Genomic DNA, 24,492 nt, shown 5'->3' with positions numbered 1-24,492 from the left:
ACAAATCAACTTGACAAAATACAGGCCATGTCGGGACGCCGGCTCACGTCCCAGGCCACGATCTCCTTGCTGGCCATGTCGTACACGGGAGCGAGGTACGCCTTGGAGCCGGCGACCTTGAACTCGGTGACGTCGGTGCCGAGCTTGGAGAACGGCCTGTCGGCCGTGAAATCGCGTTTGAGCAGGTTATGCACGTGGCCGCCCGTCTCGCCCCTGTACGAGCTGTAGCGTCTCCACGGGTTCCTGGAACGGATGGCGCATCTCAATCCCATGCGCCGCATGACCCTGAGCACGCTCTTGGCGGACACGCTCTGGCCGAACTCGTGGACCAGGCACATGCGCACCTGCCGGTGGCCGCACCCGTTGGCCGTCCGCCCCCAGATCTCGCGCACCAACGGTTCGAGGTCCGGGCGCGTCGTCCGCGCGGGATGGGCCAGATGATAGAAGTACGTGGATCGCGGCAGCCCGGCTATCTCGAGGAGTGGTCGAGCCGGTGTCCCCGCCCTGCGAGCAGTCGGACGACGGCGCTTCGCTCGCGCCGCGTGACTTGGACGCCCGCAGGGCCCGGAGTTTTTCCAGGTACGCGACCTTCGCCTTCAGGTACGCGACCTGTTCGGCGAGCTCCTGCTCGCGCGTCGGCTTGGGTTTCGGTCTGGATCTCGCGCCCTTCGGCCGTCCCTTGGGTTTCGGCCTGAGCGCCTCCGGACCGCCCGCCCGGTATTCGCGGCACCAGCGCTCCAACGGCGCGATGCTCACGATCCCGTATCTGGCCATGGCCTCCGTCTTGGTCAGACCGTTCTCGACGTGGTCGCGCGCCGCGGCGACCTTCGTCTCCCAGTCGTAGCGTCTGCTGCCGCCGCCTCCCATGACCGCCTCCTCGCCGTTGGACCTGTACAGCCTGATCCAGTTTCTCGCGGTATACACCGGTATGGCAAGCCTTCTGGCGAGCGTGTCCTTGCCGGCTCCGGACTTGATGAGCTCCAGCGCCTCGCGCCGGAACCCGTCGTCATAACGTCTCCTTCGATCCTCATGCATACGAAAGAACCGCACCTCCAATCATCGAATCTGAATTTCTTCAGTCCAACAATCGGGGTGCGGTTCAACGATGAACAATCAGAAGGAGTTGGCTGGGTTCGTTTACGGACATGCAAATAAGCAAATCGCAGACGTAGCGCAATCGGATCCAGAGAAGGTGACTGAGGAATTCATCCGAATTACTTTCTCGCGATGGTATGACGCCGCGAAGGTTCTTCACATGACCGATGGAGTGCCGATTCCGGATGAAAACAAGTTTATTGAAGACCTTGTTGATGAATACGAAACCAAAGAGCAATTCGCGCACCCTCGTGGATTTGCGTATCAGGAAGAAGCATGGAAGCCTTGGCTTAATGACCGAAGGAATGATATCCGTTGGTTCTATTGGCCAAGGTATAAGGATTACCTGCAAACCACGAAACAATGGAGTCCCGAGACTATCCATTCCTTGGATCACGATACGGATGAAATTCTCGATAGGATGGCTAACCCCCTGCGCGAGGATGATTTCGATAAGAGGGGGCTTGTCGTCGCCTCGGTGCAGTCAGGCAAGACAGCGAACTATATCGGTCTTATGGCAAAAGCCGCCGATGCGGGTTACGATATCATCATCGTGCTCGCCGGAATCTACAACGTGCTGCGCAATCAGACGCAGGAACGTATCGAGGACGGCTTCATCGGGTTTGACAAGACCACAGGAAAACAAGTAGGTGTCGGTCTTGGTTCAAAACGATTCCCTGTGGCAGGCACGTCCCGGGTGCAGGATTTCAACAAGACTGCCGAGAAAACACTCAGCGGCTTGAAATCAGGCCATGTTAAAGAACCAATAGTCTTCGTTCTGAAGAAGAATGTCAATTCGCTGCGGGCAATCACCTTGTGGTTGAAACAGAACTGCGGGCAGAACGATTCGCTGTTGCTCATCGATGATGAGGCGGACAATGCTTCAATCAATGTCAGCTATAGCAAGGACGAAATCTCCCGGATCAACGGGCAGATCAGAGACATCCTCGGTATTTTCCACAAGAGCTGTTACGTAGGGTATACCGCGACCCCGTTCGCGAACGTCCTAATCGACTCAACCTCGCACGATGACGAGAAAGGCGAGGATATCTTCCCGCGGAGTTTCATCTACACTCTCGAACAGTCCGGGGAGTATTTCGGCGCGGAGAAGGTATTCGCCGATGCCACGGATCCCAAACCGAAGTATCTCCGCTTCATCAATGACCCACCGATGAAAGTCAACACCAAGGGGAATCTGGTCAACTACCGGAGCGGGGACACCCTTGATGAGTTGCCGGACAGCCTCAGGGACGCAATCAGGACATTCATCGTGGCTTGTGCTTCGCGTGTCCTCGACGGTGACGGGGACGAGCACATGAGCATGATGGTGAACCTTTCCCCATACAACTCGATTCAGCGCTCCACACGATTCCTGGTGAAAGATTATCTCGGAGAACTGGTCCATGCGGTCAAATCTTTCGCGGGCCTTCCCGAAGCCATGGCGTTGAACGTATCCCCGTTGCTGCGCGACCTGCATGATACTTGGGAGGAAGAATACGCGGACGGGAAATACGATTGGCAGGCAATACAATCCGCGTTGTATAAAACAGTCGCCCCGATGCATGTCGTCGAGATCAATTCGAATTCTTCGGATGCCCTTGACTATACCCATGCGACTCAACGCGTGATAGCGATCGGCGGATACCGTCTTTCCAGAGGATTGACCCTTGAAGGCCTGATGGTGTCGTATTATGCCCGTAACGCGAAAGCATACGATACGCTGATGCAGATGGCACGCTGGTTCGGATACCGTATCGGTTACGAGCAGTATTGCCGTATCTGGATGACCGAGCAGTCCGAAGAATGGTATTCGTTCGTGGCTCGGGCGACCCAGGATCTTATCGATGAAGTCAGACGTATGTGTACGGCGCATTCCACTCCGGATCAGTACGGGCTGGCCATCCGAACGTATCCCGATACCTTGATGGTCACTGCTCGAAACAAACAGGGTGCGGGCAGGGAAGGTGAGAAATCCGCAGACCTGGATGGGAAGGCAATCCAAGTCACGGCTTTCGACCGAAGCCCAGAGGAACTCGAATACAACGAGAGTCGGGCTCATGCTCTCCTCAAGCGTTTGGACGTCGGGGGGTATACGTGGGAACGGAGGAACGGTATCCTCTACCGTGACGTACCGAGCAGCCTGATAATTAACTACCTCAGCAAGTACCATAACTCCTCCCAATCTCAGACTTCCGTACCGGCTCCAGCGATACGTCATATCGAGAAGCTCGACGATCTTGGTTGTGACCGGTGGTACGTGTATGTGGCTTCCGGCGAAGCGTCACAGGCAAGAAGGTTTGAATTTGACGTACATTCATTGATTCGGGAACTGAGAAAACCGGGAGAGGGAACGACCAAGGATTGTTTCATCGTCTCGCGTCGGATGCTTGCGAGTCGTGGTGTCGAGAAAGTGATGCTATCGCCCGAGGAATCGGCGCGCGCTGAACGGATCGCCAGTGAGAAGAAGCCTGGCAAGAATTTCTCGAGTGCGGACTATCTGTATGTGGCGACGAACCCGATTCTCGTGTTGCATCCGCTTGCGCTGGCTTTCAAACCCGGTGCATATGACAGGTGGAATCCGATTGCCGGCGAGAAGCAGGAGATATGGCCTTCGGCTAATCATACCGAATATACCGTCGGATGGAGCATCGGGTTCCCGAGGAAAGGCCTCAAGCCCGAACCCGGGTATATGATCAACGATGTCCTGTACCGCCAGCAGCAAAGCTACGAAGACGAATCGGAAGAGGCGAGGCCCGATGACTGATTGTGATCCATGGGCCGGCATGACCGGCGGCTCCAGCGCCCACCTGTTCGCCAGGAGGATTCCGACCGCGCACGAGGATGCGGGCGTCTCCGAGTTCTGGACGTTGAAAAACGGGGAAGTCGGGCTGATGCTGGAATATTCCCCCGATGAATCCACGGCGATTATGACTCCTTCTTTCCGGGGTATCCGCATCGGTGAGAACAGGGCGGAGCATTCGATCATCATCGAGCTTGCGGATCCAAGCATGCGTGATGCCTTCCTTGCAGTATGTGAGGACATCGTCGAGCAGCTTGACAAGGTGCAGCCCGTCCACGCAAGACGTGCTTTCATCCTGCGCCTCCAGCGCTGGGGTATTCTCTTCAGAGGCGAGCACCAAACGCTAAGCTCCGAAGCCCAGAAAGGCCTCATCGGAGAGCTTCGATGCCTGGACAGGATTGTCATCCCATATTGCGGGCCGTCCAACGCGCTTGCCGCATGGACCGGTCCCGAACACGGGGTGCATGACTTCACGCTCGGAGCCAGCGCCATCGAGGTGAAGACCAACCGTGGGGCAGGTACTCCGAAGGTGACGATTTCCTCGGAGAACCAACTCGCGGTTGGCGCCGGAGAGCATCTCTACCTGTATGCCATGGGTGTGGTGCCGTCGCCTGATGCCGGTATGACGTTGCCGGAGTATGTCGAGGACACCAGAAGGAGATTCGAATCACCAATCGATGGAATGAAATTCGATCTCAAACTGGCGCAGATCGGTTACGCCGGGCCTGACGGATACGACACGAGGTGGGTCGTGGGAACGCCCAGCGTCTATCGCATCGTGGAGGGATTTCCTCGCATCACGTCGGACACGCTCGACCCCGCCGTATCCGACGTTACCTACCGGGTGGATCTTTCACATTGCGGGGAATACAGGATAGACGAGCATACCTTGGTTGAGGAACTGGAGGACATCAATGGCCGATGACACCGAACTGGGGCAGTACGCGCAGGAACTGTTCCAGAACGTTTGCGCGGAAGCGGAAGCGGGCGAGTACAAGGAGAGCGTCTTCTTCCATATGGTGACGGATGACCTCATCGACGCAGGCGAGTTCGATGACGCCGTGTATGTCAACTATCAGCCGGCGAACAATGTCCGGGTCCGCGTGGACGGCTATTGCGGCGATCCGATGGACAGCGCGGTCGAAGAGGACGAGCCGTTGACATTGGGGCTGATTATCTCGGAGTTCGTCCAGGAGCCGGACGTGGTCACCCTGACCCAGCGTGAGATGGGGTCGGCGTTCAACAAGCTGTTGACATTCGTCAATAACGCGCTGAAACCTGACTGGCGTTCGGCACTCGAGCACACGAGCAGCGAATACGAGCTCGCCGATCTCATCGCTACCCGGTGGAGCAGGATCACCAAGATACGCCTGTACCTGATCACCAACAAGAAACTCAGCAGCAGGGTCGACGGGAAACACGCCATTGCTTTCCAAAATCGTCAGGTCGCTTACAGCGTGTGGGATCTCAGGCGCCTGCTCGCCCTGTCTCATTCTACGAAGGAACGCGAGGTACTCAGAGTCGACTTCACGCAAGACGGGCTGCACCCCTTGCGTGCGCTTCTCGCGAGTTCGCCCGATTCCCCGAATCCCGTCTATCTTGCGGTGATGCCGGGTGAGGATCTGGCCCGGATCTATGACCGGTGGGGTGCGCGTCTGCTCGAGCAGAACGTCCGTGTGTTCCTCCAGGCCCGGTCGAAAGTCAACAAGGGCATCAAGGGGACACTCGAGCATGAGCCTGAGCTGTTCTTCTCGTTCAACAACGGGCTGACCACGACTGCGGAGGCTGTGCGGATTAGCGAGGACGGCAACTACATCCTGTCCATGGACAACCTGCAGATCGTCAACGGTGGACAGACCACGGCATCGATCTACGCTGCATACCGTGCAGGCTGCGACTTAAGCAAGGTGTTCGTCCAGATGAAGCTGAACGTGATCCAGCCGTCCGACGTGGAGGAACTCGTCCCCCAGATATCGCGGTTCGCCAACACCCAGAACAAGGTGTCCGAAGCCGACCTGTTCTCGAATCATCCATTCCACACCCGTATCCAGGCATTGTCGCAAAGGTTGCTCGCGCCGGCCAAGGAAGGGACGTTCATCCAGACCAAATGGTTCTATGAGCGTGCGCGAGGCCAGTACGGCGATGCGCAAGCATACCTCACGCCCGGAGAGAAGAAGAAATTCCTCCTGCAATACCCGAAAAACCAGAAATTCACAAAGACGGATCTGGCGAAATACCTTCGGGTATGGGAAGATGACGCCTACTGGGTCAATCTCGGGGCGCAGAAGAACTTCGTCGAATACGCGAAAGTCCTGACCGACCGGTGGGCTGAAGACAACACGCAATTCAACGAATATTTCTTCCATAGCCTCATCGCCAAGAAAATCGTCTTCAACACGGCGGAGTCCCTGATACCGCAGCGGCCATGGTATGAGGCGGGTGGCTACCGGGCACCCCTCGTCGTCCTGTCGATAGGCCTCATCGGCAACTCCGTCCGGAACATGGGCAAACGGGTCGATTTCGAACGGATATGGAACGAGCAGCAACTTGACGAACCTTGGCGCGAGGCAATCTGCCAGGCGGCAGACGCGGTCAACCCTGTCCTGATGAATCCCGCGCAAGGGTATCGGAACATCAGCGAATGGGCGAAGAAACAACGTTGCTGGGACAAAGTCCGTTCCCTCCATGTCGACTGGAACGATGCATGGCTCTCGGAACTGATTTCGCCGGATGCTGAACGGTCGCGCGAACGCGAAAGCGGACGCGTGCAACGAGATGACAACGAGATTGAAAACCAACGCGTCGTGGTCAACCAGAAACCAGAGTTCTGGGAGAAAGTCGAGAAATGGCTTGTCACCGAGGGTGAAGGCACCGAAAAAGAACGTGGTTGCGTTCACGTTGCCGCGTCGATGCCGTCCAAGATCCCGACGGAAAAGCAATGCGCCGTCATCGTAGGACTCATGCATCGCATTGAGAACGAAGGGTGCCCGTTCCACATGGTGACGACGTCGTGAGGCGTCGGGTCTCTTCACAATGTGGGTGTTCAGTGAGTCCAAGATGAAAATGTGATGTTGTACCGGCATTATTTGCATTTGTTGCCGCTCTATATACCTCGGCTATCGTTTCCGCGAATCCCGCTGGGTTCTCGAGTTGTACACAATGGCTTGCATCTGGTATGACGATTGAAGAAACACCAAAATGTTCGAAGAAGCATGCGGAGACATCATATCGGAGTTTTGGCGACAAAGCACCTATGGTCAAAGTGGTGTTGGAGCGCACCGGTTTTCTTGGCTCGAATTGGGAAAACATGAGATAGTCGCGTAGCACCGCTTCCGAATTGCGTGGAAGCTCCTCGGGTGTCCAGCTATTCCCATATAACCGGTGTCCGAATACTTCCGCCGCACTCCTGCACCATTGCTGCCATTCGCTACTTGTCGCCGTTTCGTTGTGTTTATTGCGCCATCCTGTCCACGCTGATCCCGGATATGACAGAAGTCCTGGCACCAGTGAACCGGCGGCGGGCTCATGGATTACAGCTCCCGCAAGTGGACATCCGCGGGCACAGAGTTCCCATGCCAGCGTCGCGCCTCCGCTTACTCCTACCGCAATTTGGCCGGAGCATTTGCTCCATAGGTTTTCGATTTCAGTATCAAGGTCACCCGATGAGTTGCGTTCCGGTATCGTAATATTCACTCCTGGTAGACGCTTTGCCAGTTGAGTCGATACTAGCCGCCAGATGCGAGGTGTTGTTGCTGCGCCGTGGATGAGTACGATTCCTAGGGAAGTCATTATATCTGTCGAATTCATGCGGGTTTCCTTTCATCATGCGTATTCGGGTTCGTGAGGGAATGGCTTTCGCTCTACTGTGCTGTTGAGAAGTTGCGAATATGTTGCCTCGGAAACACCGTTGTCGCTGCGTTGTGACGCGATAGTAACAATCGACCTCATAACATTCAGCTTATGAATACAAAACGGTATACCGTTCTGAATACGGCAACGGACATCACAGAACACATTGAACGGACGATTGCTCTTCTTGCGAATCCGACACCGCATGTGTGGATCTCTATCCTGGATGCGGACTCGATACGCAGACAGGCTTTTGATGTTATCGACAAGCTTGAAAGCGGTGAGAATCTTCCCCTCGCAGGTGTGACTGTCGCTGTAAAGGACAATATCGATGTCGAGGGATTGCCTACGACCTGTGCGGCACCATGGACTGCTCATGTTCCACAACACGATGCAACGTGTGTGTCAAGACTTCGTGAAGCTGGTGCGATTATTCTCGGAAAAACAAACATGGATCAGTTCGCCACTGGTCTTGTTGGCACGCGAAGCCCGTATGGCGCAGTTGGATGTGTAGACGATCCATCTTTGGTTTCTGGAGGGTCGAGCTCGGGGTCATCAGTGGCTGTGGCATCGGGGGTGGCTGATATCGCCCTCGGAACTGACACCGCCGGTTCGGGAAGGGTCCCCGCGGCATTCAACCGAATCTATGGCATAAAACCGACGGTGGGTATGATTCCGGTCACGGGAGTGACTCCGGCGTGCCCGTCATACGACGTGGTGTCGGTGTTCTGTCGGGATTTGAGTTTGGGACAGCGTGCGCTTTCCGTAATGGCAGGTCCTGATGGGAAAGATTCGCATGCGCGCGCGTTCTCTTCGTCAGCTCCCCTCGCTGCATCTGCCGGCCCTGTTCTTCTCGCGCCTCTCGCAAAGAATATCGAAGGCATTGACCCACGCTGGCGTTCAGCTTTCGATAATGAAATCCGGCGCTTTGAGTCATTGGGATACCAGGTACGTCATGTCGATGTCAATGTGCTCCTTGAGGCAGCGAAGTTGCTCTATGGCGGGGCTTTGGTTGCTGAACGTTTCGCATCTATCGGGGATAGATATGCCGAGGAGTTCAATCCGACTGCCGGTGAAGACGAGACAGTAAGAAGAATTGTGCTTGATGCGGGTGAGCTTACGGCTGCGGACTTCGTGAATGATCAGGAACGACTTAAGAGAGCGAAGCTTGCTGCACGGCGAGTCATGAGTGGCGGGGATATCCTGGTTCTTCCTACAACCACCCGTCATCCCAGCATCGCACAAGTCGAAGCAAATCCGGTTTCTGTGAACAGCGATCTGGGAAGATTTACAAACTTCGTCAATCTTCTCGATTTCTCAGCTGTTGCGGTGCCGGCTGGCGTAGATTCCTTTGTGGGTATCACACTGCTGGGTGAGGCTTTCCACGACTACGCACTCATCGATTTCGCCGAAAGAGTCGATGTCGTTGTCGACTATTCTGCGACTGATCCTGAACCTGTACCGGACAATATCGGCACGGACCTGTTTGTCGTGGGAGAGCATATGCGAGGCCTTTCGCTGAACCGACAATTGACCGATTTAGGTGCACGTTTCGAAGGTGAAGTCGTAACCGCCCCGTCGTATTCGCTCGTTCGACTTGATACGAATCCTGCGAAGCCAACCATTGTCCGCAAGGCTGCCGGCAGAGTAGGTCGGTCGATTCAAGGAGAACTGTGGCGGATGCCGGTACAGTCCATGACTCATCTGCTTGAATCGCTCCCGCATCCGATGACCCTTGGTCCGGTTGACCTGTTAAATGGCAATACAGTTGTTGGCTTTAGTGCAGACGCAATGGTGTTTGAGGAATCTGAGGATATCAGTAGCTATTCCGGATGGCGTGAGTATAAGTCTTCTGTTTCACGAGCCCCTTTGGCAACTGCGTAACACAGACTGAATCGAGGAACATCATGGATGACAACATCAGACAGCAGAATACATTGGCGGACAAAGCGTATATCGTCATGAGACAGAAGATAATGTCCGGCGACTATTCCCCATATACGCGGCTTGCTGAGGCGAGTATCGGCAAACAGATCGGGATGTCCCGGACACCAATCAGGGAAGCGTTGGCAAGACTCGCAAACGACGGCCTTATACGAAAAGTCAACAGTGGATATTACGTTTCACAACCTGATTTTTCTGATATTGCCGAGTTATATGAACTGCGCATCCTGTTGGAAAAGCATGGTATCTTCCGCGGTATCACAAAATCCGCGTACGATGTGGACGCGTTGCAGGACATAAAAGCGAAATGGGAAACGATGCGCAGCGAGCACATCGTCCCAGATCCCGGGTTTGTTGTCAGAGACGAGGACTTTCATGAGTCATTGCTTCGGGCTGCAGGCAACCAAGTTATGGGAGATGTGCTTCAAAACGTGAATCTGAGGATTCGCAGTGTCCGCATGTACGACTTCATCACCGAAGACAGAATTGATTGGACCATCAACACCCACCTGTCCATCCTTGAAAGCGTGATTGCTGGAAACCTTGACGAGGCCCAAGATAAGATCGAGCGGCACATCATTAAGTCGATGCAGGTCGTCGAGATGCGAGCGAGCTCCGCATTGCGTCAGATGATGAATGTGCTATCTGATGATGTCCATGCCGATACGGAGGAGGACTAGACATGGGCAATTCAGATGTACCCGCGCTTGACGTCAAGGGGCTGTCAATTTCCTTCGGGACGATTCGCGCGAATGATGATGTCAATTTCCACGTCAAACATGGTGAGATTCATGCCCTGCTCGGTGAAAACGGGGCAGGAAAGAGCACTTTGGTGAAGATGCTCTATGGCGTATACCATCCTGATTCAGGCAGGATATCAGTGGATGGTAACACAGTGGACATCTCGTCTCCGTCTGTTGCAAGACAACTCGGTATTGGCTTGGTGTTCCAAGATATGCGCCTGATTCCGGCATTGAAGGTTTGGGAGAACATCGCTTTGTTCTTGCCAGATACGCCCGCCTTGCTCGAGAAGGAACAGATCGTTACGCGCATCAGTGAGATTTCTGCACGGTGGAAGTTGGAAGTCGATCCCATGGCGACAGTGGACGACTTGTCCATCGGCGAATGGCAACGTGTCGAATTGCTCAAAGTCCTCCTTCAAGGAGCAAAGATTCTGATTTTGGACGAACCGACCAGTGTGCTTACTCCCGACGAAGTCGAATCGTTGTTTGCAGTCATCCGTAGGCTTCAGCAAGCAGGAACTGCAATTATCATCATCACGCATAAGATGCGGGAAGTCCGGGAAATCGCAGATAACGTAACTGTCCTGAGAAAAGGCAAGGTTGTCATGGACGATGTCCCGGTTTCATCAATCAGCGACGAGGAACTCATTGAAGCGATGGTGGGGCATTCCGTTTCATCCGAGCACAGGGATAGCCGCGCCAATTACCAAGCCAGGCCCATTTTGGAGCTTGCAAAAATCAACGTTCAACGGCCTGACGGAACAATCGGCCTGGCCGATGTCTCGCTTCGCGTGTATCCAGGAGAGGTCCTTGGTATCGCTGGAATCTCAGGAAACGGGCAAGAGGAACTTGCCGATGTTCTGTCCGGATATGCAAGGCCGGAGAGCGGGGATATTGTACTTGCCGACAAAGGCGAGTCAGGTGCTGATGCCGGCGGTTTCGCATCGAAAGGGATAACATGCATTCCCTCAGACCCTATCCGGCAGATGGTGGTTCCCGGACTGGATATCGCGTCGCACGTCGCTCTTTGGGAGCATGCCACCAATCCGCACGCCCGAGGTTATGACGTTTCAGGTGCGGGGAAGCGCATCCAGAAGCATGCGGCTGAAGTAGGGCTACGTATCCCGCCATCGAATCGCATTCTTTCGCAATTGTCCGGGGGCAATATCCAACGTGTCATATTGTCATTTGCCATCGCATTGGCTGAAAAATGCATCATCGCGTCATATCCGACCCGCGGACTCGACGTAGGAACTACTGCCGATACCAGACGGGCGTTGCTTGCAGTACGTGAGAGAGGATGCGCCGTGGTCCTGATCAGTGAGGATATCGACGAGATTCTGGAGATGTCGGACAGGGTGATAGTGCTCGGCAATGGACGTATTCGTGGCTGTCTATCGGGCAGCGAAATGACGCGTTCGAGCATCGGAAGACTTATGGCAGAAGAAGAAACTGAGCAACATGAAGCAAGGGCAGGTGAGCACGTTGAATGATAAAAAACGTCATACTCGTATTGTCGCATCCGTTGTAATCCCGCTCATATCCATCTGTATCGCACTCGGATGCTTCGTAGCCTTCGCATTGGCCCAGGGGACAAGCCTGGAAGGGCTTTACGCCGCACTCTACTACGGTGTATTGGCCAATCCGAACTTCTTGACGCAAACAATGACCAGATCCGTGCCGTTGATATGCGCTGCTCTTGCGGTAATAGTCCCGGCGCGATCCGGTCTTGTCAATGTAGGCGGCGAAGGACAATTGATAATCGGTGCTGTTGCAGGCACGGGAGTTGCGGTATCGATGGGCGATGCGGGCGTTGGAATCATCGGGATTATCATCGTCCTCCTGTCGGGCGCTCTTGCAGGAGGGGCATGGGGTTACCTCTGCGCCGTACTGAAGACAGCGTTCCATGCTCCAGAAACAGTGAGCACATTGCTTGCAAACTTCATCGCTGCAGACATCATGCTGTATCTTCTGTACTCTCCATGGAAGGATCCGGACGGTTCCGGCCAACCGCAGTCCAAGCCAATTGCAGCGGACTTGCGAATTACAACGGTAGCTGGCCTGCCAATCGCCTTCATTATCGTCATAGTGATAGCGATGGCGGTATGGGCGCTACTCAATAAATCCCGATGGGGCTTTGCGGCACGCGTAGTGGGAAGCAACCCCGTGGCGGCATTCAGAGGTGGGTTGTCCGTATCGAGATATGCGCATAGTGCAATGCTTCTCGGTGGGGCGCTCGCAGGTCTTGGTGGCGCATTGAATGTTCTCGGGGCGGAAGGCCAACTTCGGCCTGGGCTGACGACGACATTCGGTTTCATCGCATTCCTTGCCGCTTTCATTGCAGGAACCAGTATATGGAAAGGCGTCATGTATTCGATTGTCGCAGCCGCTGTGCTTGTCGGCAGTAATCCGTTGCAGTTGCGTGCCGGGCTGGACGGGAATGCATCCTACGTATTGCTCGGTGTTACTTGTCTGGCAATCGTCGTCATTTCGCGGAAAACGGGGAGGGCATCATGATTGAGATAATTCTTGCGGGCGGTATCGCCGTCGGCACGGTTCTTCTGCTTCCGTCATTTGGAGAACTTGTCACGGAACGTGCCGGAATCACGAATCTCAGCGTCGAAGGGTCGATGCTTGCGGGAGCTTTAACCGCATTCATCGTTGCGAAAACGACGGGGAACTACGCGTTCGGGTTCCTTGCGGGCGCCTTTGCCGGCATGCTCGTTGCTGCGGTGTTCGCTTCGGCTGTGGTGTTCGCGCGCGCCAATCAGCTCGCCACTGGTCTGATTTGCTGGTTCCTGTCGCTGGGTATCACATCTGTAATCGGTAACTCTTATAACGGGCAAGCGATACATCAGCTCAGACAGATAGACATCCCGGGGTTGTCTTCAATCCCGTTCTTTGGCAATATCTTTTTCCAGCATGATGTCGTTGTATATTTCGGTTACGTGGCAATAGCAGCCACAGCTTGGTTATTGTACAAGACCAAGACAGGCCTCATCATACGCGGTACAGGCGAAAGGCGCGCAGTTGTCGATGTGTCAGGTCACCGGTCGTCGCTCGTGCAATTCGCTGCAGTCCTTGCCGGTGGGTTGCTGTCAGGAGTGGGCGGGGCGTACTTGTCCATCGGACAAGTAGGAAACTGGGCATCCGACATGACCAATGGCTATGGTTTCATAGTCGTCGCTATTGTGGCGTTCTCCGGATGGCGTGTGTCACTGACCGCATTGGGATCCTACCTGTTCGGAATGTCGATATCCGCAGCCTCAGTCCTTCAAGCGCAAGGGATTGCCGTAAACCAATATCTGCTTGATTCCTTGCCATACATCATCACACTTGTCGCATTGATTCTGGCATCGCGTACCAACTCGAGACAGCCGGAAGGCCTGGCAGACTCGTTGTCGATGTGACACCACAAACCAAAACATGTCCAATAAATCAGAGAGGAACAATCATGAAAAACGAATGAAATTGGTGCTTGCATCGATACTTGCAGCCGGATGTCTGTTCGCATCCGGGTGCAACGCTCCTGCACCAAGTGGTTCAACAAGCGGTTCATCGACTACAGTCGGTGTCATTATGACCGGGTCTTCACACGATTCCGGCTACAATGAGGCGGTTGCAGATGCGGCTGCCAACCTCAAGAAGATGAGTGGCGTATCGGTCATCACCGCCGAGCAAATCCCGGAAACGAACGCAGTCACCGATACCATGCAACAGATGGCCGATCAAGGAGCGACAATCATCTTCGCCACAAGTTACGGGTACTTCAAGTACGCGCTGGCTTTCGCGAAGAAACATCCTGATATTACCGTCCTCCATCAAGGTGGATATCAGGATGGAACGTTCCCTGCCAATTTTGGAACATACTGGGGTGCCGCATATGAGCCGGTTGCTCTCGGAGGTATGGCGGCAGGAAAAGCCACGAAGACCAACAAGCTTGGTTTCGTATATGCATTCCCGATTGCCCAGAGCATTGCGAACATCGATGCATTCCAGCTTGGCGCAGCTATGACCAATCCTGACGCGAAGACCTATCTTGTCAACACGTCTAGCTGGTGTGATCCGGTAAAGCAGAAGGAAGCGGTAAACGCTTTGTCTGCTCAAGGGGTTGATGTGTTCAGTCAGCATCAGGATTGTCAGACAACGGTCATTCAAACCGCTAAAGCCAAGAATGCGAAAGTGGTTGGCTACCACTATGACGCTTCCGAACTTGCCGGCTCGTCATGGCTAACAGGATCCGCCTGGAATTGGACGCCTGTGATGAAAAGCATCGTTACGACAATCAAACAGGGTAAGTTCAAGGGATCGAAGTACAACGCCAACTGGATTGGCACATTCGCAAACGGTGACAATCCTTTGGAACTCGCATCATTCGGATCATCTGTGGACAGTGGAACTCGTTCCGCCATCAAAACAGAGCAGAAAAAACTTTCCGAGAAAGGCGCGAGCGTCTTCACCGGTCCGATTTACTGCCAGGACGGGACTGAACTGGTGAAGGCTGGAGAAGTCGCTACTTATGAGGATGTCAACAATTTCAGCTGTCTTGTCAAAGGCGTTGTGGGCACATTGCCTTCAACAAGCGACTGATGCTGATTGGAGGGAAATCAATGCCCACAATGCAATCAACGCCATATAGATGGCCGTGGAACGGGCTGTTTGACATGCGAGACTTTGCACTGGTTGTCACCAGCGCGATGGTTGCGAACCAAGATTCTGGACGAATCACGCAAAATGGCAGAAACCAGGTGCGAGACTTCGCAAATACCGTGCGACAGGCAGGCGCCCTTGTTGTCGAAGTGGCTTGTTCCGATCCGCGAATAACAGGCGTCCCATGGCGGACAAATGACAAGTTTGCGCTTTCTGCAGGTGAGCGGTTTACGGATGCAGACATCCATATTCAATCCTGTGGGATTGACGCGTTTTACTCAAGTCCACTTGAGGACGTGCTAAATAGGAGTCACCGTCGGCTCATCGGCCTATGTGGTACATGGTTCGAGACATCAGTGCATTCGACCATGAGGGAAGCAAATGACCGTGGCATGGAATGCGTAGCCTTCCATGACATTTCCTTCTGCCTTAACCCGCAGAGCAAGAAAAACACAATCAGTCAAATCGAGATGTCCGGAGGAATATTCGGAGCGGTCTCGACAAGCACAGATTTCTCCAAGACATTCTGTAATTGCTAGAAAGGAAAACCATGTTGCAACAAGTACAAGCAAACCCATACAATTGGCCGTTCGACGGCGAAATAGACCCGTCTAAGACCGCGCTCATGCTCATCGACTGGCAAGCCGATTTCTGCGGACCGAATGGTTACGTGGATGCCATGGGATACGATATCTCACTTACCCGTGCAGGCATTGAGCCAACGAAGCGAGTTCTCGCGGCGGCGCGAAAACTCGGGATGAAGATTATCTTCACGAGAGAAGGGCACCGACCTGATCTCTCCGATCTGCCCGCGAACAAGAGATGGAGGTCAAAGCAAATCGGCGCCGAAATCGGCAGCGAAGGCCCGCTTGGACGAATCTTGGTACGGGGCGAGAAAGGCTGGGATATCATACCTGAACTTGCGCCAATGCCAGGTGAAGTCATCATCGACAAACCCGGCAAAGGTTCGTTTTATGCGACGGATCTTGATATCATTCTCCGGGTCGCCGGAATTACGCACCTGATTTTCACGGGTATTACGACAGACGTATGTGTCCATACCACGATGCGTGAAGCAAACGACCGAGGATATGAATGCCTGATTCTCAGCGACTGCACCGGAGCGACCGACAAAGGGAACCATGAGGCCGCTTTGAAAATGGTGACCATGCAAGGGGGAGTCTTCGGTGCGGTCTCCGATTCCGAAAGCCTCCTCAAGGTGTTGGAGAACTAGCAGGTCGCGGGTGCATCTGCTTTGGTCTAATGAAGCTCAAGACAGATGCACCCGCAATGATGCTCTGTGCACGTCGTACGGAACGTACGTATGCTGATTTCAATTGCAATATGTATTGCTGTCGCGATAGTGCAACCTATGCTCGGAGCCACTCATGTTGTATCATGTCGACACGCATGGAACTAAGACGGGGGGGGAAGTGGAACCACCATGAATCGTCCAGTCATCTACGCCGATTTCGATGGTGTACTGAACGCGTTCCCTGATGACAAGATTCAACGTCGTGGCGGTGTCGGTCATACCGGCTGGTTGAAACCCGACGACCCGTGAGCAATCCTGTACAGCGAGGAGCGTGCGTTCCAGCTGACGGGCAACCGCGTAGTGAACGTACCTGTAGGCCATTTTCGCATCCACTGGTCGCGCGAATTGGCAAACGCAATCCATGCGCTCGCCGTCGATGGCGTGGCGGAAGTGAATTGGTTGACCACTTGGCAACCGTATTGCGATCGGATTCTTGACCCCGTGTTGGGCTGGGATTACACGCTCGAGCACACACCATCCAGTAGTATGACCCAGCGACGGGAGAAGGGCGACTGACCGGCAAATTTGAACAAATATGCTCTCGTCTGCGGTTCGAGCGGCGGCAGAATGACCCATCACCGTTGATATGGCTGGATGACGAGGAATGCCATGCTGTAGCACGTGCACGATTGGAAGAGCTGCGTCCCGCGGCGCTGGTCCTGATGGTTCGTCCTGATGAACGAATCGGTGTCTCACGCCGTCAATGGTCGCTGATTCAGGATTTTATCTCGCATCCACGTACTTACGCGCTGGTCACGCTCGATGAGGAGCCGACCATTCGGAGGCACACCGGTCACTGTGGACTTTGATACCGCCGCACTCTGGTGGAAACAACCACTCCCTCCACTCCTGTCACCTAATAATACGACCCATACGAATCCATATGAAGCCGTATCTTGTCCCCGTCGATGGTGTATGTTCCGTCGACGGAGAAGGTTTCATAATCTGTCCAGATGCGTCTGATGTCTTTGTTGAAGTCGTCTGGCGCTTCGAAGACGCGTTTGACTCTGCCGTCGTAACGGGTGCTGTAGGTGCCGTTGAGCTGAAGGTCGTCGATGGTCGGGTAGCTTTCCATGGCCCAGCTGATATTGGTGATGGCGGGTTCTTCTCCTGAGAGGAATATGGGTGTGTAACCGAATGGGCATCCATCTTTGCGTAGTGTTTTCATGGTTGCGCATTCGTTCAGCTCGTTGTGCAGGGTTTGTGCGATGGCGGTTTTCAGTTCCCCGTTCGGTTTGATTTCGATATATCGGTCGAATGGGGCGCCGTCGGCGTTGAGGTGGATGGTGAGTTCGTTCGTGTTGAAGTATTTGCCGGTGTCGGCTTTGACTGTGTAGGTGCCGGGGTAGGCGGTGAACGCCATCGTTCGGCTATCGTCGACGTAGCTGGTGATTTCCGCGTGGTGTGTTGATACGTGAACGTCGTTGACTACAAAGTTGTCGTGTGCGGTCGGCGCGTTGAACGTCAGCTGTTTGAGTAGAGGGCGGATGATGGTCCATTTGTTGAACAGCAGGTATTGTGACCCGGATCGTGCTATGGCGATGCTATCGTCGTAGGTTTTCCGGTTCAGTTCATACGAGATTCCTATGGTGTATGTTCCGTCCGATTCGCGGGTCATGGATGTGACGCGTGGTTCTGATATGCGCGCTGACTGTGATTTCGCGGCACGGTTGGAAAGCAGGATTTGTTGTGATGTTGTGAGGTTCGGTTTGCCAAGTTCAGTGGCTGTCGCGTAATCACCTTTCGCGATTGCCGTCAGATACTCGTCTGCGATGACGCGTGGCGCGAATACGGTGTGTGCGAGCAGTGCATAGCAGCTGTAGGCTGCCAGCAGCAGGCATGCGCAGATGACCGTGATGATGATCCCCTTGTTTTGCGAGCATTGTTTCACCATTGAACGCAGTGATGTTATGCGAGATGGTGCCGCTGGTGTTGATGCCGGTGGGCTGCCGGCATGTTCTGAATCGTTCGGCATGCCCGTCATGCTTGGTGTCATCATGCGCATCCCGCAACGATTGCACGCGTGCGCCTGGTTGTTGTCTTCTTGGTGCAGACCGCATTGTGAGCAGTACATAAAAATCCCCCTGGCCATTCATCGTGTATGGAGCGTCCCCATATGGTCGCAGGCTGTTCGCCTGACGATAAGGACAAGGATACCGTATGTGTGTATCGATGATGCCGGCTGGGGGTCGTATGGCGTTTGAAGCGTGCTGGTTCAAGTGACGGCACTTGTGATGGCGGCGTGTCGCAATCACGGATCGGTGTCTTGGATACGCGCTGGGTGTTGGTACGCCGGTATACACTTGTGGCATTCAAGTTCGTTTTGCTGCGGCATGTGCAAGACGAGGAGACTGAGAACAAGGGATTGATGATGAAGCACTGCATGATCTGCGGCCGGTGGAATGAAGACGACGATAAGTTCTGCACCGGTTGCGGGAGCAGTCTTACACAAAGCGAGGTATCGATTCCTCAACCGTCCGGGGAAACGAACGTTCGCGTATGTTCTTCGTGCGGTGCTGTCAATGAACTGTCATCACGGTTTTGCACCGCGTGCGGCAAACCGCTTGACGCCGATCCGGGTACTGTAACACGGTCGTCTGATCAGGATGCGGCTCAGACGTCGGTGATGTCGGCTTTCCCTATGTCTGCGGTGCCGTTACCGTCTGCGCCGGCGCCGATTGCCGGCGGTGCGACTACGTCTTCTGTGCCGGCACCTGCGTCGCCGACTCAGCCTATCCAGATTCCAGTGCTTACGCCCCCAAGCCCAGCCGCACCGACACCGGTCTCTGCGGATCCCGACGATCCGGCCGCTATGTCAAGTACCAACACGGAAGCCAAGAATCGTCGTTTCGTGCTGATTATCGTCGCTGTTGTCGTTGCCATCGCGCTGGTGATTTCCGGTGTGCTGGTCTGGCGATCCAATAATTCCAAGGATTCACAGCCCCAGACGGCGACTGTAACGTCGAGTGCAACCGCGAACAGCGACAAGAAGAAGAACGCCGGGAAGAAACCCGAGAAATCCCCAGCTGCAAAGGCTAGCGGATCCGCTTCATCTGACACCGCGTCCCGCGTTCTGGACAAGCAGGTGATGGACGCCATCGTCGACACGTATAACAGTGGGTCTGGTAGTGCGGCTGTATCGGTGATGACGAGCGACAATTTGAAAAGCTATTCGTCGGACAACGCCTCGTATTCGATGAGCGCAGCAGGGCTGTACTTGCCGCCGTGGCTCGCGTATTACGATGTGGTCGGGGGAAGCCCGGCCGGCGGGTACCAGTCGGTGTTGTCCTCCATGGACAACGGCAAGGCGAACGAGCTCATCGACCGCGATGGCGGTATGGATATGCTCAACAGCTGGCTCAATGCCCATGATTACGACGAAACTCGCTTCGGGCACCTCTATGGTGACGTGAATGCTTCCGAAAACGGTTATGACAACACGACATCCTCGGATGATGCCGCGAAAATGTTGACGCAGCTCATCACCAAGGGTGAGGATGGCCTACTGAACTATAACGTGGCATCGGATGGTGTTGTTGTACCTGACGGCGCAACGGTGCATGCACATCGCGGCATGGGCGTCGGTGACGCCTACGATTACTACATGGTGGTTTCCAATGGTTCGAAGAAAGTCGTCGTGGTGGTGCTCACTGAAGGCCAGGCCAAGGAGCAGGCGGCATCTCTGACATCGAATGTGCTCAAACAGGTGTGGCAGAAGATGTTTGTTTCCGGAAAGTGAGTTTCTGTGGCTCGGCATTCGACGACTGTCCGTTCTAGGTCTCGCCGGCGTATCTTAAGTATTGTCGCTGTTATCGTGGGTGTCGCCTTGATTGGCATGGCGGCAGCGGTGTCCGCGACGGTCATGCATGCCAACGCGATGCATCGGATCGATCAAACGCAGTCCGTATCCTCCCGTCACAATGCCCGCAGGTCTTCCTCACCTGCAACGTCTGCACGTGCTCGACAGCCGCAATCCAAGTCAACTCCTTTGAATACCGCCAACCCGCAGGAACTGGCCAAACGTGACAGACAGCAGACGCTTGACTCGCTATCCGACCAATTGCAGCAGAAAATCTCAGGGTATGACGGCCATTGGCAGGTGTACGTTGAGGATCTGCCAACTGGCGCGGCGATCAGTATCAACAACCATCAGCAATATTCGGCAAGTGTGATCAAGCTTATGGTCATGCTCGCCGTATTCCAGCGCATACATGACGGGACATTTCCTGACACCGCCGAAGTCGATCATCTGCTCACGCAGATGATTACCGTGAGTTCCAATGAGGCGACGAACACCTTGGTCGATGAGCTTGGAGGAGGGGATACCCAAGCCGGGTATGATACCGTCAATACCATCGCCAAACAGTATGGGTTCGCTCAATCGCATTTGAACCAGCGGATGGGCGACCTGACCGGCAATACCGGCAAGCAGACTTCCGTGGACGACCAAGGACGTTTCCTCGCCGCCGCCTGCCGCGGACAGCTGGTTTCCGCGCAATACAGCCAGCGGATGATTGACTTGATGCTCGGCCAGCAACGCCGTAGCAAAATCCCGGCGGGCTTGCCTTCGCAAATCAGCGTCGCGAACAAGACGGGCGAAAGTCCTGGAGTTGAGAACGATTCCGCCATGGTATTCGCGTCGGACGACGGCCAACATATCACCGGCTCCCAACCCGGTCGAGGCGACTATGTCATCGCAGTCATGAGTGAAGACATCAACTCCTCAAGTACCGCACAAGCTAACATCCGTGATATCTCCGCAAGTACATGGGCGATATTGCAGTAGCGAATCATAACAATAATATTGATGTGATGGATTTTCTGCTGTCGTAAGTATCCTGACGTGTGAAGACACGCAGGCTTTTCATCGTGACGATTCGACGAAAAGCAGGGAGAAGAAAGGATACCCATGTACTGCCCTCAATGCGGCAATGTCGTCGCTGAAGGTGCCAAATTCTGCAATCAATGCGGCAAACCGTTGGCACACCACCAAGAGCATGCCGTCCAGCCAACTATGACACAATCGGTGTCAGGTGCGGATACACCGCACCAGCCGGTTCCCGCGCCGGCAGTCCCGCAAGCACCTGCGCCTACGCCCACGTCGTCAGTCGCCATGTCTGACGTAATGCCGAACCAGGCAACGCCAGCAACCGCACCGGCGATACCACAACCGATTATGGGCATGCCGCCCCTGCCGCAGCCGCACCATCCGACGCCGGTTGCGACGCAGCCGTTGCATAGTCCCGCGCCCGCAATGCCGGCATCATCCCAGCCTACGGTAGAACTGCCAACGCCCGGGATTGCGAACCCGATGCAACAGTTCAATGCATCCGGTTCCTCAACGCCGACAATGCCTCAGCCGCCATCCGCTCAACCAGTCGTTCCACAAGCGCCACCGCAATACATACAGCAACCAGTGCAACCCATCGACATGGAAAACCTCGCGCGCAGCGGCGGAGCCGGACTCGGTATCGGTGTCGGCGCCGCATTCGTGACCTCAGTCATCACTGCAATCCTCGCGCTCGCAGTATCTTCGTCAGTGCTTGATCAGATTACTGATACTTTCAATGCTTTCGGGTCGCTCTCACCCGACAATCTGTTCGGCAACACCCGTGACATGAACATCCTGCAATCCATCATTTTCTTCATGGTCCAAGGCGTCGCAGGCGGTTTCTCCATCACCTACCAAGGTGACGGATTCTTCTCATCTTCATCGACCGGATCAGCATGGTTGGGCGCAGGATTATCCGGATTCGCCCTCCTCCTGGGCACGGCCTTCGGCGTATACTTGCTTGGCCGGAAAAACACCATCCACCTGCGATGGATGGGAGTCGCGTCATCCGCAGTCGTCGGCGTTGCCGCAGGCATCGTTTACGAAATCCTTGGCCTGATTGGTCGCATACAGATTTCCACGATTACAGTCAGCGGAACAAGCGTCCGCACTTTCTTCATGGCTTTCCTGTTCGCCGGAGGCGGTGCACTTATCGGTTATGCTCTCGCGCAAATCACGCCTGACGCGTCGAACGTATTCACCGCCTTGCACTTGTGGTTCCATCGCGCCCGCGGTTTCGTGCGTACTGTTATCGAAACACTGCTCGTGTTCGGTATCCTCGCGTTCGTTATTGCGCTCGTGCTGTATGCTTACGTGGCGATCCGTTCCGGTGAAGCCGTATCGATACTTCTCTTCCCGGCGATACTGCCCATGATTGCCGGATTCTTGTTCAGTTTCGGTTCGCTTGGCGCGATCGCCGTATACGGTGAGGCTGCCGGAGCAAGCGTTGGGCTTCTCGGAAGTTCCGGTGAGTTTGCTTCGGTGAGTGGCGGACTTGGATGGTTCTGGTTGTATGTGCTTGTGGTCGTCGTTGCCACGCTGTATCTCGGCCTTCGTGAAGCTGCTCGGAATATGTATGATCCAGCCTACGCCGGATGGCAGCATGCGTGGAAAGCGCCGCTGACTGCGGGACTGTTTTGGCTGGTATATGCGTTCGCCGCGTTGTCCGTTGGAGGTACCGCACAAGGACATTCCGTGTTCGCCATGCCCGCAATGTGGTCCTGCCTGATCGTGGCGCTCTGGTCTTTCCTCGTCGAGGTTGTCGCTCTCACCTTCGGCCAGTCCGTTATCGTCTCGGTTCCCAAGCTGTGGAAATTCGTTGTTGGCGGCACGGTGCAGCCAACGCCGAAAGAGGTGCTGGAATACAACCGTGCGATGAACCAGCGTTCGTCCAACCCATCTATGCCGGCAGCCGCTGTTTCTGGCGGCGCTTCACCGTCTGTGCCTTCGTCTGTGGCTTCCATTGCGCCGAACGGTAACGGGCAGAACGGTAACGCCGCCAACGGGTCGCAGGTTTTCCAAGCGGCTGTTCCCATGGCTGCTCCCGCGAATCCAACTGCACCGGGTGTTCCTGGCGCTGCCGCCGCACAACCAATGTCTCCGAACGCGAAAAAGGCGATGGTGATTGCCGGTATTGCTGTTGGCGCTCTTGTTGTGGTGGCTGTGGCGATCGGCGTGCTTTCCTCGACGGTGTTCAACCCGAAGAACGCTGCCAACGCGTATTTGAGCCAACTGTCTTCCGGCGATTATGATGCCGCGTCGAAAACCGTTGACCCGGGTATCGACACGAACAGGCGCGCCTTGTTGACTTCTGCCGTGTCGGCCAACGGCAAGAATGCGTTGTCGTCTCCGAAAATCGATTCGGTGTCTGCCAATGGTTCCGAAGCGGTAGCTCAAATCGAGTATTCCGTCCATGGAACGACAACCAAAGATACGCTCACGCTGCGCAAGGATGGCAATACCATGCTGTTCTTCCCCAAGTGGGTGGTGTCCAAGCCGCTGCTGTCCACGATTGTCGTCGAGGATTCCGGCGCTGCTGATACCGTCCTGGTGAACAACGTCAAGGTTTCCAAGCGCAACGCCGACCCGAATTCAAGTTCGGGTGCGCTCATGTTCACGGTGTATCCGGGTACATACACGGTTTCGCTGCCGAAGAGTGAGTATCTCACTGCTTCTGCAGTGACGAAATACGTGACGGGTGGTTCATCGAAATCCGCGGTCGAAGCGCAACTCGATGTCAAAGCGACAGACAAGCTGGTATCCGCGATCAATGATGCAATCAAGACGAAGATGGGAAAATGCGGCAAAGTCAATGATGCCTCTTCCAAAGCATGCGTGCTGAATGAGCATATTTACAATACCGATAGCAAACGTAATATGTCTTGGACTGTTACCAAGTTCCCGACCGTCAGCAAGCAAGACATCGGCATCACTGCAAGCGGAATCAGTTTCCGTACCGATTACGGAGACGGCAAAGCGACCTTGACGTATGAGGAACAGGATTGGTTTGATGAAAACACCTGGACTCCGCAGACTCAAGATTATTCATTCTCCCTGTCAGGTACGGTAACCGTGGATGATGGTAAGCCTGAAGTCTCATTTGGAGACTGATCGGCACCGTACCGGGGGCTGTGAATCCCGCTGATGATCGCCAGCCCAAGATCCCGGTCAGAGCGTAATGCTCTGACCGGGATCTTGCAATTGTGCTGGACGGTTGTGTTGTGTTGGCGTGTGTTGGGTGTTGTTGGGTGTGGTGTGGGTGTTT

Annotated in this window: 17 protein-coding genes and 4 pseudogenes; 17 read left to right on the top strand and 4 right to left on the bottom strand. The window is 54.8% G+C overall.

Annotated features, from left to right (window positions below; translation table 11 throughout):
- Positions 1-23: 23 nt before the first annotated feature.
- A pseudogene (locus BBOU_RS00995) lies at positions 24-514 on the bottom strand (IS3 family transposase); the annotation flags it as partial.
- Between the two features lie 14 nt (positions 515-528).
- A pseudogene (locus tag BBOU_RS00990) lies at positions 529-1,035 on the bottom strand (helix-turn-helix domain-containing protein); the annotation flags it as partial.
- Positions 1,036-1,255: 220 nt separating this feature from the next.
- Between BBOU_RS00990 and BBOU_RS00985 the strand changes: the two are divergent.
- From BBOU_RS00985 to BBOU_RS00975, 3 genes are read left to right on the top strand one after another with little or no spacing between them, the layout of a single operon-like run.
- Positions 1,256-3,859, top strand: coding sequence for a Z1 domain-containing protein (locus BBOU_RS00985; RefSeq protein ID WP_051616910.1), 2,604 nt, complete (start codon positions 1,256-1,258; stop codon positions 3,857-3,859).
- Positions 3,852-4,820: a PD-(D/E)XK motif protein gene (locus BBOU_RS08745; protein WP_051616911.1), complete on the top strand. Its 969-nt coding sequence runs from the start codon at positions 3,852-3,854 to the stop codon at positions 4,818-4,820. The genes BBOU_RS00985 and BBOU_RS08745 overlap by 8 nt, the downstream gene beginning before the upstream one ends.
- Positions 4,810-6,909, top strand: coding sequence for an AIPR family protein (locus BBOU_RS00975; RefSeq protein WP_026503518.1), 2,100 nt, complete (start codon positions 4,810-4,812; stop codon positions 6,907-6,909). The genes BBOU_RS08745 and BBOU_RS00975 overlap by 11 nt, the downstream gene beginning before the upstream one ends.
- Here BBOU_RS00975 and BBOU_RS09555 read toward each other — a convergent pair.
- A complete protein-coding gene (locus BBOU_RS09555; protein ID WP_369126143.1) occupies positions 6,854-7,684 on the bottom strand; it encodes an alpha/beta fold hydrolase in 831 nt (276 codons plus the stop codon). The two genes, BBOU_RS00975 and BBOU_RS09555, sit on opposite strands and share 56 nt — an antisense overlap.
- 171 nt (positions 7,685-7,855) lie before the next feature.
- On the opposite strand from BBOU_RS09555, the gene atzF reads away from it, so the two are divergent.
- From atzF to BBOU_RS09525, 9 genes are all read left to right on the top strand, one after another.
- Positions 7,856-9,628, top strand: coding sequence for an allophanate hydrolase (gene atzF / locus BBOU_RS00970; protein ID WP_081815585.1), 1,773 nt, complete (start codon positions 7,856-7,858; stop codon positions 9,626-9,628).
- A 23-nt stretch (positions 9,629-9,651) separates the two neighbouring features.
- The gene (locus BBOU_RS00965; protein WP_026503520.1) at positions 9,652-10,368 is read left to right on the top strand and encodes a GntR family transcriptional regulator; all 717 of its coding nucleotides are present in this window, start codon (positions 9,652-9,654) and stop codon (positions 10,366-10,368) included.
- Between the two features lie 2 nt (positions 10,369-10,370).
- A complete protein-coding gene (locus BBOU_RS00960) occupies positions 10,371-11,924 on the top strand; it encodes an ABC transporter ATP-binding protein (protein WP_051616913.1) in 1,554 nt (517 codons plus the stop codon).
- Entirely contained in the window at positions 11,893-12,948 is a 1,056-nt protein-coding gene (locus BBOU_RS00955; RefSeq protein ID WP_051616914.1) for an ABC transporter permease, read from the top strand. The genes BBOU_RS00960 and BBOU_RS00955 overlap by 32 nt, the downstream gene beginning before the upstream one ends.
- Positions 12,945-13,841, top strand: a complete 897-nt coding sequence (locus BBOU_RS00950) for an ABC transporter permease (protein WP_033490661.1) — start codon at positions 12,945-12,947, stop codon at positions 13,839-13,841. The genes BBOU_RS00955 and BBOU_RS00950 overlap by 4 nt, the downstream gene beginning before the upstream one ends.
- A 16-nt stretch (positions 13,842-13,857) precedes the next feature.
- The gene (locus BBOU_RS00945; protein WP_156098059.1) at positions 13,858-15,021 is read left to right on the top strand and encodes a BMP family ABC transporter substrate-binding protein; all 1,164 of its coding nucleotides are present in this window, start codon (positions 13,858-13,860) and stop codon (positions 15,019-15,021) included.
- Positions 15,021-15,620: an isochorismatase family protein gene (locus BBOU_RS09550; protein WP_026503522.1), complete on the top strand. Its 600-nt coding sequence runs from the start codon at positions 15,021-15,023 to the stop codon at positions 15,618-15,620. The genes BBOU_RS00945 and BBOU_RS09550 overlap by 1 nt, the downstream gene beginning before the upstream one ends.
- 11 nt (positions 15,621-15,631) lie before the next feature.
- Positions 15,632-16,315, top strand: coding sequence for a biuret amidohydrolase (gene biuH / locus BBOU_RS00935; protein WP_026503523.1), 684 nt, complete (start codon positions 15,632-15,634; stop codon positions 16,313-16,315).
- Positions 16,316-16,741: 426 nt separating this feature from the next.
- Positions 16,742-16,912, top strand: coding sequence for a hypothetical protein (locus BBOU_RS09525; protein ID WP_338010544.1), 171 nt, complete (start codon positions 16,742-16,744; stop codon positions 16,910-16,912).
- A gap of 340 nt (positions 16,913-17,252) precedes the next feature.
- On the opposite strand, the gene BBOU_RS00925 is transcribed toward BBOU_RS09525, so the two are convergent.
- On the bottom strand, positions 17,253-18,290 hold the full coding sequence (locus BBOU_RS00925) for a hypothetical protein (RefSeq protein ID WP_026503524.1): 1,038 nt from the start codon (positions 18,288-18,290) through the stop codon (positions 17,253-17,255).
- A 474-nt stretch (positions 18,291-18,764) separates the two neighbouring features.
- Between BBOU_RS00925 and BBOU_RS09545 the strand changes: the two are divergent.
- From BBOU_RS09545 to BBOU_RS00910, 5 genes and pseudogenes are all read left to right on the top strand, one after another.
- Positions 18,765-18,956, top strand: a pseudogene (locus BBOU_RS09545) (double zinc ribbon domain-containing protein); the annotation flags it as partial.
- A 252-nt stretch (positions 18,957-19,208) separates the two neighbouring features.
- Positions 19,209-20,135: a serine hydrolase gene (locus BBOU_RS08975; protein ID WP_026503525.1), complete on the top strand. Its 927-nt coding sequence runs from the start codon at positions 19,209-19,211 to the stop codon at positions 20,133-20,135.
- 249 nt (positions 20,136-20,384) lie between these two features.
- The gene (locus BBOU_RS00915; protein ID WP_026503526.1) at positions 20,385-21,182 is read left to right on the top strand and encodes a serine hydrolase; all 798 of its coding nucleotides are present in this window, start codon (positions 20,385-20,387) and stop codon (positions 21,180-21,182) included.
- 123 nt (positions 21,183-21,305) lie between these two features.
- Positions 21,306-21,371 (top strand): annotated as a pseudogene (locus BBOU_RS09540) (zinc-ribbon domain-containing protein); the annotation flags it as partial.
- Positions 21,372-21,827: 456 nt separating this feature from the next.
- Complete coding sequence (locus BBOU_RS00910; RefSeq protein WP_026503527.1) at positions 21,828-24,338, top strand: zinc ribbon domain-containing protein; 2,511 nt, start codon at positions 21,828-21,830, stop codon at positions 24,336-24,338.
- The last annotated feature ends 154 nt before the right edge of the window (positions 24,339-24,492 follow it).

It is taken from the genome of Bifidobacterium boum (assembly GCF_000741535.1).
Classification (GTDB): Bacteria; Actinomycetota; Actinomycetes; order Actinomycetales; family Bifidobacteriaceae; genus Bifidobacterium; species Bifidobacterium boum.
This window is presented reverse-complemented; position numbering and strand designations above follow the sequence as displayed.

Coding starts and splice junctions, on each gene's coding strand:
- BBOU_RS00985 (WP_051616910.1), top strand. CDS start 1,256: ATGACCGATGGAGTGCCGATTCCGGATGAAAACAAGTTTATTGAAGAC.
- atzF (WP_081815585.1), top strand. CDS start 7,856: ATGAATACAAAACGGTATACCGTTCTGAATACGGCAACGGACATCACA.
- BBOU_RS08745 (WP_051616911.1), top strand. CDS start 3,852: ATGACTGATTGTGATCCATGGGCCGGCATGACCGGCGGCTCCAGCGCC.
- BBOU_RS00960 (WP_051616913.1), top strand. CDS start 10,371: ATGGGCAATTCAGATGTACCCGCGCTTGACGTCAAGGGGCTGTCAATT.
- BBOU_RS09550 (WP_026503522.1), top strand. CDS start 15,021: ATGCTGATTGGAGGGAAATCAATGCCCACAATGCAATCAACGCCATAT.
- BBOU_RS08975 (WP_026503525.1), top strand. CDS start 19,209: ATGTCAAGTACCAACACGGAAGCCAAGAATCGTCGTTTCGTGCTGATT.
- BBOU_RS00955 (WP_051616914.1), top strand. CDS start 11,893: ATGAAGCAAGGGCAGGTGAGCACGTTGAATGATAAAAAACGTCATACT.
- BBOU_RS00945 (WP_156098059.1), top strand. CDS start 13,858: ATGTCCAATAAATCAGAGAGGAACAATCATGAAAAACGAATGAAATTG.
- BBOU_RS00910 (WP_026503527.1), top strand. CDS start 21,828: ATGGAAAACCTCGCGCGCAGCGGCGGAGCCGGACTCGGTATCGGTGTC.
- BBOU_RS00950 (WP_033490661.1), top strand. CDS start 12,945: ATGATTGAGATAATTCTTGCGGGCGGTATCGCCGTCGGCACGGTTCTT.
- BBOU_RS00925 (WP_026503524.1), bottom strand. CDS start 18,290: ATGGTGAAACAATGCTCGCAAAACAAGGGGATCATCATCACGGTCATC.
- biuH (WP_026503523.1), top strand. CDS start 15,632: ATGTTGCAACAAGTACAAGCAAACCCATACAATTGGCCGTTCGACGGC.
- BBOU_RS00965 (WP_026503520.1), top strand. CDS start 9,652: ATGGATGACAACATCAGACAGCAGAATACATTGGCGGACAAAGCGTAT.
- BBOU_RS09555 (WP_369126143.1), bottom strand. CDS start 7,684: ATGACTTCCCTAGGAATCGTACTCATCCACGGCGCAGCAACAACACCT.
- BBOU_RS00975 (WP_026503518.1), top strand. CDS start 4,810: ATGGCCGATGACACCGAACTGGGGCAGTACGCGCAGGAACTGTTCCAG.